This is a genomic window from Pseudomonas vancouverensis (assembly GCF_004348895.1).
GTDB classification, from domain to species: Bacteria; Pseudomonadota; Gammaproteobacteria; order Pseudomonadales; family Pseudomonadaceae; genus Aquipseudomonas; species Aquipseudomonas vancouverensis.
The window spans coordinates 596,577-609,612 of record NZ_RRZK01000007.1; the positions used below are offsets into that span (position 1 = coordinate 596,577).

Sequence of the window (13,036 nt, forward strand, 5' to 3'; positions counted from 1 at the left end):
GCTCACTCCATTGAATCCATTAACCGCGCGCGGCGGCGATCTTGATCAGCTTGGCGTAGTAGAAACCGTCGTGGCCGCCCTCTTGTGCCAGCAACTGGCGACCATGAGGTTGCTTGATCCCGGCGGCCGTTGCCAGGTCCAGTTCACGGGCACCCGGCGTGCGGGCGAGGAAGGCCTCGATGACTTCGGTGTTCTCGGTCGGCAAGGTCGAGCAGGTGGCGTAGAGCAAAATGCCGCCCACTTCCAACGTTGTCCACATGGCGTCCAGGAGTTCGCCTTGCAGTTGCGCGAGGGCAACGATGTCGTCTGGCTGACGGGTGAGCTTGATGTCGGGGTGGCGGCGGATCACACCCGTGGCCGAGCAAGGCGCGTCGAGCAGGATGCGCTGGAACGGCTTGCCGTCCCACCAGGCCTGCGTATCGCGGCCGTCGGCGGCGATCAGTTCGGCGCTCAGCTTCAGGCGTTCGAGGTTTTCCCGCACCCGCACCAGGCGCTTGGCTTCCAGGTCCACAGCAACGACGCCGGCCAGTTTCGGCTCGGCTTCGAGGATGTGGCAGGTCTTGCCACCCGGTGCGCAGCAGGCATCCAGTACGCGCTGGCCGGGGGCCAGGTCCAGCAGATCGGCGGCCAGTTGCGCCGCTTCGTCCTGCACGCTGATCCAGCCGTCGGCGAAGCCCGGCAGGCTGCGAACGTCGGCGGCGGATTCGAGAACGATGCCGTCGCGGCTGTAGATACAGGCCGCAGCCGCTATGCCGGCGTCGCTCAGCAGGCCGAGGTAGGCATCACGCGTGTGATGGCGGCGATTGACCCGCAGGATCATCGGCGGGTGGGCGTTGTTGGCCGCGCAGATGGCTTCCCATTGCTCAGGCCAGAAGGCCTTCAGGGATTTTTGCAGCCAGCGCGGGTGGGCGGTGCGTACCACCGGATCACGTTCCAGCTCGGCGAAAATCGTTTCGCTTTCACGCTGGGCATTGCGCAGTACGGCGTTGAGCAAGGCTTTGGCCCAAGGCTTTTTCAGCTTGTCGGCACAACCGACAGTCTCGCCAATGGCAGCGTGTGCCGGGACGCGGGTATAGAGCAGTTGATAGAGGCCGACCAACAGCAGCGCTTCGACATCGGCGTCGGCGGCCTTGAACGGTTTTTGCAGCAACTTGGCCGCCAGCGCCGACAAGCGTGGCTGCCAGCGAGCGGTGCCGAACGCCAGGTCCTGGGTGAAACCGCGATCACGGTCTTCGACCTTGTCCAGTTGTGTCGGCAGAGAGCTGTTGAGCGAGGCCTTGCCACTGAGGACGGCGGCGAGTGCCTTGGCGGCGGCCAGACGCGGGTTCATTTCGCCTCCACCACTTGACCGAGGACGGTGCCGGTGGCGAATTTCTCACGGCGGCTGTTGAACAGGTCGCTGAAATTCAGCGCCTTGCCACCGGGCAATTGCAGACGGGTCAGGCATAGGGCTTGTTCGCCGCAGGCGACGATCAGGCCATCTTTGCTGGCGCTGAGGATTTCCCCCGGTGCGCCCCTGCCTTCGGCAAGATTCGCCGCCAGCACTTTCAGGGCTTCGCCATTCAAGGTGCTGTGGGTGATCGGCCAGGGGTTGAAGGCCCGGACCAGGCGTTCCAGCTCGACGGCCGGACGGCTCCAGTCGATGCGCGCTTCGTCCTTGTTCAATTTGTGTGCGTAGGTGGCCAGGCTGTCGTCCTGCACTTCGCCTTGCAGGGTGCCGGCGGCGAGACCGGCAATGGCCTGAACAACCGCAGGTGGACCCATCTCGGCGAGACGATCATGCAGGGTGCCACCGGTGTCTTCGGCGCTGATCGGCGTGGTCACTTTCAATAGCATCGGCCCGGTGTCGAGGCCGGCTTCCATGCGCATCACGGTCACGCCACTTTCGGCGTCGCCGGCTTCCACGGCACGCTGGATCGGCGCCGCACCGCGCCAGCGTGGCAGCAGCGAGGCATGGCTGTTGATGCAGCCCAGGCGCGGAATATCCAGCACCACTTGCGGCAGGATCAGGCCGTAGGCGACCACCACCATCAAGTCAGGCTTCAGTGCCGCGAGCTCGGCTTGAGCGTCAGCGTTGCGCAGGGTCGGCGGCTGCAACACCTGGATGTTGTTTTCCAGCGCCAGCTGTTTGACCGGGCTCGGCATCAGTTTTTGTCCACGACCGGCCGGACGATCCGGTTGGGTGTAGACCGCGACGATCTCGTAAGGGCTGTCGAGCAGGGCCTTGAGGTGTTCGGCGGCGAATTCCGGGGTGCCGGCAAAAACGATGCGCAGTGGCTCAGTCATGGGAGGAGTCTCATAAAAAGAAAAAGGCTTGCCGCAGCAAGCCTTTGAAGAGGGGCATCAAGCGTTCTGGCGGTGCTGCTTTTCCAGTTTCTTCTTGATTCGGTCGCGTTTGAGCGTGGACAGGTAGTCAACGAACAATTTGCCGTTGAGATGGTCGCATTCGTGCTGGATGCACACGGCGAGCAGGCCTTCGGCGATCAGTTCGTAAGGCTGGCCGTCGCGGTCCAGGGCTTTGATCTTGACCTTTTGCGGGCGGTCGACGTTTTCGTAGAAGCCCGGCACCGAGAGGCAGCCTTCCTGGTATTGCTCCATCTCTTCGGTCAGTGGCTCGAACTCCGGATTGATGAACACCCGGGGTTCGGTGCGGTCTTCGGAGAGATCCATCACGACGATACGTTTGTGCACGTTGACCTGGGTCGCGGCGAGGCCGATGCCCGGCGCTTCATACATTGTTTCAAACATGTCGTCGACCAACTGACGCACTTCGTCGTCCACTACGGCCACAGGTTTGGCGATAGTGCGCAGACGCGGATCAGGGAATTCGAGGATGTTTAAAATGGCCATAAGCTTGATGTGTGCACGTGTGAAGTAAGGTCGGGTCGATGGCCTGGCAGGTCCGAAGAAAGGCAGGTCATCGTTGTAAAACGTAGCTCCGTTCTGAGGTCTGGCAAGTTTTGCCAGGCAAGCCGGGAGCGAGCCAATGGGGGCTCTGGCGTTTCACGCGAACGTACATAATAAAGGGATTCACCGCATGAGGAAATCACTACTCGCCCTGCTGCTATTGGTGTCGGCTGGTTTGGCGCACGGGCAAGTGCCGCTCAAGGACGAAATGCCAACCCTGAAGCTCTCACCGCAGGTGCGCAGTAGTCCACTGAGCGATGCCGTTCCGGCCATTGCCCTGAAAACCATCAACAGCTTTTTGCTGAGCAATCGCATCGTCAACGCCGCCGAAGATTTCGATAAGGCTCCCTACATCGTCGCCGGCGATGCCGAGCGTGTGCTCAGTGGCAGTGGCGACCGGGTTTTCGCCCGGGGTCACGTCGACCCGGGCCAAGCGGTGTATGGCATTTTTCGCCAGGGCAAGGTCTACACCGATCCGGTGAGCCATGAGCTGCTCGGGATCAACGCCGACGACATTGGCAGCGCCGAAGTGCAGGCCACAGAGGACGGCGTCGTCACCCTGATGCTGCAACGCACGACTCAAGAGGTACGCCCGGGGGATCGTCTGTTCGAGGGGCAAGCACCCTCTTTCGATTCGACATACGTTCCTCGCTCACCGAACGCCGACATCAACGGCCTGATCATCGATGTGCCACGTGGCGTCACGCAGATCGGCGCGATGGACGTGGTCACGCTGAACAAAGGGAAACGCGACGGGCTGGTTGAAGGCAATGTGCTGGCGGTGATGAAAACCGGTGAAACCGTGCGTGATCGCGTCTCCGGCCAGCCGTTGAAAATTCCTGATGAGCGGGCCGGCCTGCTGATGGTATTCCGTACCTACGACAAGCTCAGTTACGGGCTGGTGCTCAGCACTTCACGCTCGCTGGCCGTCATGGACAAGGTGCGAAATCCTTAGCACGCTTCACAAGTTACCAACAGAGTTATCCACAGCTTGTTCGGTTTCGAACGGGCATTCGAAATGATCAAGGATGATCCATGTCGCAGATTATCAGAACACCGGTTTCCCCCGCGGAACTGGAAGCCCGTTTACGTTTGCATCGCTTGCCGGAGCTCGGTCCGGCGCGCTTCAGGAAGTTAATCGAGGCCTTCGGTTCAGCGTCGAGGGCGATCAGTGCGCCAGCCAGTGCATGGCGTTCGCTGGGGCTGCCGGCGGCCTGTGCAGAGGCCAGGCGCAGTGCTGAAATCCGCGATGGCGCGAGCCATACTCTGGCCTGGCTGGAGCGCCAGGGCCAGCATTTACTGATGTGGGACCAGCCTGACTACCCGGCATTGCTGGCGCAGATCAGTGATGCGCCGCCGTTGTTGTTCGTGGCGGGCGATCCGGCCATTCTGGAAAAACCACAGCTGGCGATGGTGGGCAGCCGCCGCGCTTCCCGCCCCGGCATGGACACCGCCGCGGCTTTTTCCCGCAGCCTGGCCGGTGCCGGTTTTGTCATCACCAGCGGCCTGGCCCTGGGCATCGATGCTGCTGCGCATCAGGCAGCTGTGGATGTTGGTGGGCAAACAGTTGGCGTATTGGGCACCGGTCTCGAGAAGTTTTATCCACAGCGCAATCGCAGGCTGGCAGAGGCCATGATTGCCTCGGGCAGTGCCGTGCTTTCCGAATTCCCGCTGGACGCCGGTCCCACCGCCAGCAATTTTCCGCGACGCAACCCGATCATCAGTGGTTTGTCTCTTGGCGTGCTGGTGATCGAGGCCAGTGTTGCCAGTGGGTCATTGATCACCGCGAGGCTGGCCGGGGAGCAAGGGCGCGAGGTGTTTGCGATTCCCGGATCAATTCATCACCCGGGTGCCCGAGGTTGTCACCAGTTGATTCGCGATGGCGCGGTGCTGGTGGAAACCATTGAACATATCCTCGAAGCCTTGCGTGGCTGGCAGCAATTGCCGTTTTCAGCCCGAGCGCCGGCGATTTCCACCGATCACCCACTTTTAATGCTGCTTCACGCGGCACCTCACACCAGCGAAGCCCTGGCCGATGCCAGTGGCTGGGCCTTGCCCAAAGTCCTGGTGGCATTGACCGAACTGGAGATGGATGGACGCGCTGTCTGCGAAAGCGGGCGCTGGTTTGCGCGAGTGAGCTAGGTTTTACGGACAAGATCGGTAAACTGCACGGAGCCTATTTCTGGAGAGTTTTTTCATGGTCAACAGTTGGCGTGTGCAACAAGCCGCGCAAGCAGTTCGCGCCGGGGCGGTGATTGCCTACCCAACCGAAGCCGTCTGGGGTCTGGGTTGCGACCCGTGGGACGAAGAAGCAGTGGATCGCCTGCTGATGATCAAGGGCCGCTCGGTGGACAAGGGCCTGATCCTGGTCGCCGATAACATCCGTCAGTTCGACTTCCTCTTCGAGGACTTCCCCGAGCTGTGGATGGACCGCATGGCCAGTACCTGGCCAGGGCCCAATACCTGGTTGGTACCGCACCAGAACATGCTGCCGCAGTGGATCACCGGCGTGCATGAAACGGTGGCATTGCGGGTCAGCGATCACCCCCTGGTGCGCGACTTGTGTGCACTGGTCGGGCCGCTGGTGTCGACTTCGGCCAACCCTCAAGGCCGTCCGGCGGCGCGCACGCGGCTTCGCGTCGAGCAGTATTTCCGTGGCCAGGTGGATCTGGTGCTGGGCGGGAATCTGGGTGGGCGCAAGAACCCGAGTGTTATCCGGGATCTGGCGACCGGGCATGTTGTGCGCCCGGATTAACACCGCGTCATCGCTCATCGCTGGCAAGCCAGCGATGAGCGATGACGCGGAAAATCTTAAGGCAACAACACAACCGAACCCGTCGTGCGTCGTGCCGACAACTCGGTGTGTGCCTTCGCCGCTTCAGCCAGTGGATAATGCTGGCTGATGTCCACATGCAGCTTGCCGCTGCTGATCATCCCGAACAACTCATCGGCCATGCGCTGCAGGTTCTCGGCATTGTTGGCGTAGGTGCCCAGCGTCGGCCGGGTCACGTACAGCGACCCCTTGCCTGCCAGGATCCCCAGGTTCACCCCGTCCACGGCGCCGGAGGCATTGCCGAAGCTCACCACCAGGCCGCGAGGCGCAGCGCTGTCGAGGGAGGTCAGCCAGGTGTCCTTGCCAACGCCGTCGTACACCACCGGGACTTTCTTGCCGTCGGTCAACTCCAGCACGCGCTGGGCGACGTTCTCGTGGCTGTAGTCGATGGTCGCCCAGGCACCGTTGGCCTTGGCCAGCGCGGCTTTTTCCGGCGAGCTCACGGTGCCGATCAGTTTTACGCCCAGGGCCTTGGCCCATTGGCAGGCCAGGGAGCCGACGCCACCGGCGGCCGCGTGGAACAGAATGGTTTCGCCACCCTTGAGTTCATAGGTCTGGCGCAGCAGGTATTGCACGGTCAGGCCCTTGAGCATCACGCCTGCGGCCTGCTCGAAGCTGATTGAATCCGGCAGCCTCACCAGATTGGCCTCAGGCAGGGTGTGTACTTCGCTGTAGGCGCCCAACGGACCGCTGCCATAGGCCACGCGATCACCGACCTTGAAGCGGGTGACATCCTTGCCCACAGCCTCGACCACGCCGGCACCTTCCGAACCCACACCCGATGGCAGGGACGGTGGCGGATACAGGCCGCTGCGGTAGTAGGTGTCGATGAAGTTCAGTCCGATGGCCTTGTTGGCCACACGAACATCCTTCGGTCCCGGCTCCGCGGGTTGGTAATCCACATACTCAAGCACTTCGGGGCCACCGTGGGCACGGAACTGAATACGCTTTGCCATCTGCACTCTCCTGAGTTGGTTTACCAAGCCCCCTATCGGACTCCTAAGCTTGATCTTCGTCAACTGCGAAGGCGTGACTGGCGATGTTATGCTACGCGCCCATTTGCGCAGGCTGAGCTCCGCTGGAGCGCCGCGTAGTTCTGTCCGATTCAAGGTGAAGACATGACGACCCGCACCGAGGCCGTAAAAGCCTACCTGCTGGACCTGCAAGACCGCATCTGTGCTGCCCTGGAAGCCGAAGACGGTGGCACGCGCTTCGTCGAGGACGCCTGGACCCGGCCTGCCGGCGGTGGTGGTCGCACGCGCGTGATCGAAAACGGCACGGTGATCGAAAAGGGCGGCGTCAACTTTTCCCACGTCTTTGGCAGTGGCCTGCCGCCGTCTGCCAGCGCCCATCGGCCGGAGCTCGCCGGGCGTGGTTTCGAAGCCTTGGGCGTGTCGCTGGTGATCCACCCGCACAATCCGCATGTCCCGACTTCCCACGCCAACGTGCGCTTTTTCATTGCCGAAAAAGAGGGCGAAGAGCCCGTCTGGTGGTTCGGCGGCGGTTTTGACCTGACGCCTTACTATGGCAATGAAGAAGACTGTGTGCACTGGCACCGCATCGCCGAGCAGGCCTGTGCGCCGTTCGGTGCGGACGTCTACCCGCGCTACAAGGCCTGGTGCGACAGTTACTTCCACATCAAGCACCGTCACGAGCCACGGGGCATTGGTGGTCTGTTCTTCGACGACCTGAACGAATGGGATTTCGACACCAGCTTTGCCTTCATGCGTGCCATCGGCGATGCCTACATCGATGCGTATCTGCCCATCGTGCAGCGCCGCAAGCACGATGCATTTACCGCTCAGCAGCGTGAATTCCAGGAATTCCGCCGTGGGCGCTATGTCGAGTTCAACCTGGTCTACGACCGTGGCACGCTGTTCGGCCTGCAATCAGGCGGGCGTACCGAATCGATCCTGATGTCCCTGCCGCCGCAAGTGCGCTGGGGTTATGACTGGAAGGCCGAGCCCGGCAGCGAAGAAGCGCGCCTGACCGAGTACTTCCTGCAAGACCGTGACTGGCTGGGCCTGAGCGAGGAATCCTGATGGATCGTTACGTCGTATTCGGTAACCCGATCGGCCACAGCAAATCGCCGATGATTCATCGTCTGTTCGCTGAGCAGACGGCGCAAAAACTCGACTACAGCACGCTGCTCGCGCCACTGGACGACTTTTCCACCTGCGCTCGCACGTTTTTCCTTGAAGGACGCGGCGCGAACGTCACAGTGCCGTTCAAGGAAGAAGCCTATCGGCTGGCCAACAGCCTGACGGCGCGGGCGCAACGGGCTGGCGCGGTCAATACCTTGAGCAAACAGGCCGACGGCAGTCTGCTGGGCGACAACACCGACGGCGCCGGACTGGTTCGCGACCTGACGGTGAATGCCGGGTTCAGCCTCAAGGGCAAACGCATCCTGCTGCTCGGTGCCGGCGGTGCGGTGCGCGGTGCGCTGGAGCCGTTGCTGGCCGAGCAGCCGGCGTCGGTGATCATCGCCAACCGCACGGTGGAAAAGGCTGAACTGCTGGCCGAGCTGTTCGCTGACCTGGGCCCGGTATCGGCCAGTGGTTTCGACTGGTTACGCGAGCCGGTGGACCTGATCATCAACGCAACCTCTGCCAGCCTGTCCGGCGACGTACCGCCGATTGCCGGCAGCCTGATCGAACCCGGCAAGACGGTGTGCTACGACATGATGTACGGCAAGGAGCCGACCTCGTTCTGCCGTTGGGCCACTGAACAGGGGGCTGCGGTGTCAATGGATGGGTTGGGAATGCTTGCCGAGCAAGCGGCGGAGGCGTTCCTGCTGTGGCGCGGCGTACGCCCGGACACGGCGCCGGTGCTGGCCGAACTTCGTCGGCAACTGGCCCTGTAAAACTGTGTAAGAGCCAGCTTGCTGGCGATTGGAACAACACGGTGCATCAGATTTATCGTGTCGTTAGCCACCGCCAGCAAGCCAGCGCCTACAGGTCAATCCTCAAACCGGATCGGGCATTTCTCCGCGCCTTCCAGCTTGCGTAATTCTTCAACCACCTGCGGTCGCGCCCGACGCAGGGTCAGGCTGCGATCCTGCTGGCGCAGTCGCCGTGCCTCCTGATGCAGCATCTCCACTCCCGAATAGTCGATGAAGTTGATCTGTTGCGCCTCGATCACCACACGCGGGCCCTGCATGCGTTGCAGGCGGACCTGCAGGTAGTGGCTGGCGCCGAAGAAGATCGAACCACCGACCCGCAGAATGTCTTCCTCGCCATCGCGCCAATGCTGCACCCGGGGCTGCGAGGTGCGCTTGAGATAAAAGAACAGTGAGGCCAGCACCCCGGCATAAATTGCCGTCTGCAACTCCAGCAGCAAGGTCGCCAGGCAGGTCAGCGCCATGACCACGAACTCGGCGCGGCTGACCCGCAGCAAGGATCGAATACCACGGTGATCCACCAGTCCCCAGGCGATCAGCAGAATGCTGCCGGCCATGGCGGGGATCGGGATGTGTTCAATCAGGTTCGCACCGAACAGCGCGAACAGCGCGACCCAAAGCGCCGAAAAGATCCCAGCCAGTGGCGAACAGGCGCCAGCCTCGTAGCTCAACCCAGAGCGAGTGAAGGAACCGGCGGACAATGATCCGGAAAAGAAAGCACCGACGATGTTCGATAACCCCTGGGCACGCACTTCCTGGTTGGCGTCGAGCAACTGTTGCGAGCGTGCCGAAATCGAGCGGGCAATCGACAGGCTGGTCACCAGTCCGAGCATGCCCACTGCGACAGCGCTGGGCAGCAGACGCAGGATCAGATCCAGGTCCAGCGGCAGCGGGCTGAAAGGCGGCAGTTGGCCGGTGAATGCGCTGACCAGCGCCACGTGGCCAAACATTGATGGCCACAGCCACACCACCAGCGCCCCGATCACCAGGGTGATCAGCAGGGTTGGCCAGCGTGGCAGCAACAGCTTCAGGATCACGCCGAGCACCACGGTTGCCAGGCCCAGCACCAGCGAAGGCTTGTCGACTTCACCCAGATGACGCAACAAGGTGATGAAGCTGTCCAGCGCCGTGGCCTGGCCGGGCAGGTCCAGGCCCATCAGGTTGGGCAATTGGCCGATGGCGATCACCACTGCAGCGCCGAGGGTGAAGCCGAGCACCACCGAGTGCGAGACGAAATTCACCAAGGCACCAAAGCGCAACAGCCCCAATAGCCACTGGAAGATGCCCGCGAGGAAGGTCAGCAGCAGGATCAGCACGACGTAGTCTTGCGACGCCGGCACAGCCAGAGGACTGACGCTGGCGTACAGGACGATAGAGATGGCCGCCGTTGGGCCGCAGATCAGGTGCCACGAAGAGCCCCAAAGGCAGGCGATCAACACGGGAATGATGGCGGCGTACAGGCCGTATTCGGGTGGGAGACCGGCGATCAGTGCGTAGGCAATGGATTGCGGCAACGCCAGAATCGCGCCGCTGAGGCCAACGATCAGGTCCCGTCCGACGCTGGCGCGGGTTTGCCTGGGCAGCCAGGTGAGGAACGGGAAGAGTGATTGGCGACTTGGCAGGGCCATGGGGCCTCTCGGTTGGGGTTTTGCGCAAGGGTAGCAGGACAGGACGCTTGCTGTGCTGAAGGAAGCTTCTTTGGCGAGGGAGCTTGCTCCCGCTGGAGCGCGGAGCGCTCCTAATCCGGTATCCAGCTCTTATAGAGTTGTCCGGGTTTGCGTCTGCTGCGCAGCCGAACGGGAGCAAGCTCCCTCGCCACAGTTGCTTAATACAGCGTCCTGCCGGCTAATCGTTACAACTTGGCCTTGACTGCCGGCAGTGCGTCTTTGCCATCAACGGTTTTCACGCCATCGAGCCACTTGTCCAGCACCACCGGATTCGCCTTGATCCACGCCTTGGCCGCGTCGGCATTGCTCACCTTCTTGTTCACCACCTCGGCCATGATGCTGTTCTCCATGTCCTGGGTGAAACTCAGGTTGGTCAGCAATTTGCCCACATTCGGACACGCCTGTGCATAACCCTTGCGTGTCAGGGTATGCACGCTGCCGGTGTCACCGAAGTACTTCTCGCCACCCTTGAGGTAATGCATTTTCAACTGCACGTTCATCGGGTGCGGGGTCCAGCCGAGAAAGGTGACGAACTTCTGTTTCTTTATCGCGCGGGACACTTCGGCGAGCATCGCCTGTTCGCTGGATTCGATGAGTTTCCACTGACCCATGTCGAAATCGTTTTTCTTGATGATCTCCTGCAACGAGAGGTTCGCCGGCGCGCCGGAGCCGATGCCGTAGATCTTGCGGTCGAACTTGTCGGCGAATTTGTTCAGGTCGGCAAAGTCATGCACACCGGCGTCCCACACGTAATCCGGGACGGCCAGGGTGAATTCGGTGCCGTCGAGGTTCTTCGCCAGTTGCGTGACATCGCCGCTGGCCACGAACTTGTCGTAGAAGCCCTGTTGCGCCGGCATCCAGTTACCGAGGAAGACATCGACCTGGCCGTCCTTGAGGCCGCCAAAGGTGATCGGCACCGCCAGGGTGTCTACTTTGGCCTTGTAGCCCATGCCGTCCAGCAGGAAACCGGTGATGGCGTTGGTCGCGGCGATGTCGCTCCAGCCCGGATCGGCCATTTTCACCGTGTCGCAACTTGCATCGGCAAACGCCGACGCGCTGCCCAGGGCCAGGAGCCCGACCGTCAGTAGTGTGGATAACCTTTGCATGGACTTCCCCTTAACATTATTGGTTTTGGCAGGGTTGTGGATAACGTGCTTTACGCTCCAGATCATCAAGGTCGATATGGTTGCGCATGTACTGCTGACTGGCGTCTACCAGCGGCTGGTGATCCCAGCTCTTGAGCTTGCCGAGGGTCAGTGCCTCGGCGACAAAACGCCGGCGACGCTGGCTGGCGAGCACTTGTTGATGAATCGCCGGCACATCCCATTTCGCACGCGCTTCGCTAAGAAAGTCGTCGAAAATCTGGCGATGTTGCAGTGATTGGCTGAGTTCTTCCTGTTCCTGAGGGTCGTTGCGTACATCGAAGAGCAGGCAGGGGTCGTCTTCACTGTAGATAAATTTGTAGGCGCCGCGGCGAATCATCATCAGCGGGCTGATGGTGCCTTCGGCCATGTATTCGCCGAACACTTCATCATGACCGCCCTGCCCTTGCAGATGCGCCACCAGTGAGCGGCCATCGAGGGGCAAGCCAGGTTCGAGGGAACCGCCGGCCAGTTCGACGAAGGTCGGCAGCAGGTCAGCGGTGGAAACGCTGGCGCTGACCCGCCCGGCTGCGAATTGTCCCGGAGCACTTATCAACAGGGGCACGCGGGCGGCCATCTCGTACCAATGCATTTTGTACCAGAGCCCACGTTCGCCGAGCATGTCGCCATGGTCGCCGGAGAAGACAATGATGGTGTCGTCAATCAGCCCGGTATCCTCGAGTGTTTGCAGGAGTTTGCCGACGTTACTGTCGATATAGCTGCAGGCACCGAAATAGGCACGACGGGCGTCGCGAATCTTATCCACAGGCAAGGGTTTTTCCCACAGGTCGTAGACCTTGAGCAGGCGCTGCGAGTGTGGATCGAGGTCATGTGGGTCTGGAGTAACAGGCAGCGGAATGTCGGCGTCGTCATACAGGTCCCAGAACGCCTTGGGAATGGTGTACGGATCGTGCGGATGAGTCATCGAAACCGTCAGGCAGAACGGCTGATCGCCATCCTCGCGAATGTGATCGAACAGGTATTGCTGGGCCTTGAATACCACTTCTTCGTCGAAATCCAGCTGGTTGGTGCGTACACAGGGGCCGGCCTGCAGCACCGAAGACATGTTGTGGTACCAGCTCGGCCGAACGTCCGGCTCATCCCAGTTCACCGCCCAACCGTAGTCGGCCGGGTAAATATCGCTGGTCAGACGCTCTTCGTAGCCGTGCAACTGATCCGGACCGCAGAAATGCATCTTGCCCGACAGCGCAGTGCGGTAGCCGAGGCGGCGCAGGTAATGGGCGTAGGTCGGTACATCGGCGGGGAAATCGGCGGCGTTGTCGTAAGCACCGATCTTGCTCGGCAACTGACCGCTGACCAGGGTGAAGCGCGAGGGTGCGCACAATGGGCTGTTGCAGTAAGCCGAGTCGAACACCACGCCCTGGGCGGCCAGTTTGCTGAGATGAGGCAGTTTGATCGGCGATGGGCCGTAGAACGGCAACATTGGCGCGGCCATTTGATCGGCCATGATGAAAAGAATGTTCTTGCGCTTCATGTGATCGCGGCATTCCATAGTGGATGTTTATGCGAAGGTGCTGGGATCGAGAATGGAATCCCACTGGCCTGCGGTAAAGCCCATGTACGGCAA

At 61.4% G+C, this 13,036-nt stretch carries 12 protein-coding genes; 5 read left to right on the top strand and 7 right to left on the bottom strand.

Translation table 11 applies throughout. The features are described 5' to 3' along the window. Positions 1-19: 19 nt before the first annotated feature. From rsmB to def, 3 genes are read right to left on the bottom strand one after another with little or no spacing between them, the layout of a single operon-like run. Positions 20-1,330, bottom strand: a complete 1,311-nt coding sequence (gene rsmB / locus EIY72_RS07185) for a 16S rRNA (cytosine(967)-C(5))-methyltransferase RsmB (RefSeq protein WP_093228277.1) — start codon at positions 1,328-1,330, stop codon at positions 20-22. Then, positions 1,327-2,286 carry a methionyl-tRNA formyltransferase gene (fmt, locus tag EIY72_RS07190; protein ID WP_093228275.1) on the bottom strand — a complete coding sequence of 320 codons (960 nt, stop codon included), beginning with the start codon at positions 2,284-2,286 and terminating at the stop codon, positions 1,327-1,329. The genes rsmB and fmt overlap by 4 nt, the downstream gene beginning before the upstream one ends. Before the next feature lie 57 nt (positions 2,287-2,343). Then, positions 2,344-2,850, bottom strand: coding sequence for a peptide deformylase (gene def, locus EIY72_RS07195; protein ID WP_093228273.1), 507 nt, complete (start codon positions 2,848-2,850; stop codon positions 2,344-2,346). 187 nt (positions 2,851-3,037) lie between these two features. Here def and EIY72_RS07200 point away from each other — a divergent pair, with 187 nt between their 5' ends. The 3 genes from EIY72_RS07200 (at position 3,038) to tsaC (ending at position 5,662) form a co-directional block, all read left to right on the top strand. Continuing rightward, a complete protein-coding gene (locus EIY72_RS07200) occupies positions 3,038-3,862 on the top strand; it encodes a peptidoglycan-binding protein (protein WP_093228271.1) in 825 nt (274 codons plus the stop codon). A gap of 80 nt (positions 3,863-3,942) precedes the next feature. Beyond that, the gene (gene dprA / locus EIY72_RS07205) at positions 3,943-5,049 is read left to right on the top strand and encodes a DNA-processing protein DprA (RefSeq protein ID WP_093228269.1); all 1,107 of its coding nucleotides are present in this window, start codon (positions 3,943-3,945) and stop codon (positions 5,047-5,049) included. A 55-nt stretch (positions 5,050-5,104) separates the two neighbouring features. After that, positions 5,105-5,662, top strand: a complete 558-nt coding sequence (tsaC, locus tag EIY72_RS07210) for an L-threonylcarbamoyladenylate synthase type 1 TsaC (protein WP_093228267.1) — start codon at positions 5,105-5,107, stop codon at positions 5,660-5,662. A 56-nt stretch (positions 5,663-5,718) separates the two neighbouring features. On the opposite strand, the gene EIY72_RS07215 is transcribed toward tsaC, so the two are convergent. Continuing rightward, on the bottom strand, positions 5,719-6,696 hold the full coding sequence (locus EIY72_RS07215) for an NADPH:quinone reductase (RefSeq protein WP_093228266.1): 978 nt from the start codon (positions 6,694-6,696) through the stop codon (positions 5,719-5,721). A 162-nt stretch (positions 6,697-6,858) separates the two neighbouring features. On the opposite strand from EIY72_RS07215, the gene hemF reads away from it, so the two are divergent. Together hemF and aroE are read left to right on the top strand one after the other, a co-directional pair. After that, positions 6,859-7,782 carry an oxygen-dependent coproporphyrinogen oxidase gene (gene hemF, locus EIY72_RS07220; protein ID WP_093228263.1) on the top strand — a complete coding sequence of 308 codons (924 nt, stop codon included), beginning with the start codon at positions 6,859-6,861 and terminating at the stop codon, positions 7,780-7,782. Next, positions 7,782-8,603: a shikimate dehydrogenase gene (aroE, locus tag EIY72_RS07225; protein WP_093228261.1), complete on the top strand. Its 822-nt coding sequence runs from the start codon at positions 7,782-7,784 to the stop codon at positions 8,601-8,603. Before hemF ends, aroE begins: the two co-directional genes overlap by 1 nt. Before the next feature lie 95 nt (positions 8,604-8,698). Here the strand turns inward: aroE and EIY72_RS07230 are convergent, their stop codons facing one another. From EIY72_RS07230 to betC, 3 genes are all read right to left on the bottom strand, one after another. Further along, positions 8,699-10,267 (bottom strand): SulP family inorganic anion transporter, encoded by a 1,569-nt coding sequence (locus EIY72_RS07230; protein WP_093228259.1) that lies wholly within the window; start codon positions 10,265-10,267, stop codon positions 8,699-8,701. Positions 10,268-10,491: 224 nt separating this feature from the next. Continuing rightward, a complete protein-coding gene (choX, locus tag EIY72_RS07235; RefSeq protein ID WP_093228257.1) occupies positions 10,492-11,412 on the bottom strand; it encodes a choline ABC transporter substrate-binding protein in 921 nt (306 codons plus the stop codon). A gap of 16 nt (positions 11,413-11,428) precedes the next feature. Then, positions 11,429-12,943: a choline-sulfatase gene (betC, locus tag EIY72_RS07240; RefSeq protein ID WP_093228255.1), complete on the bottom strand. Its 1,515-nt coding sequence runs from the start codon at positions 12,941-12,943 to the stop codon at positions 11,429-11,431. Positions 12,944-13,036 lie beyond the last annotated feature (93 nt).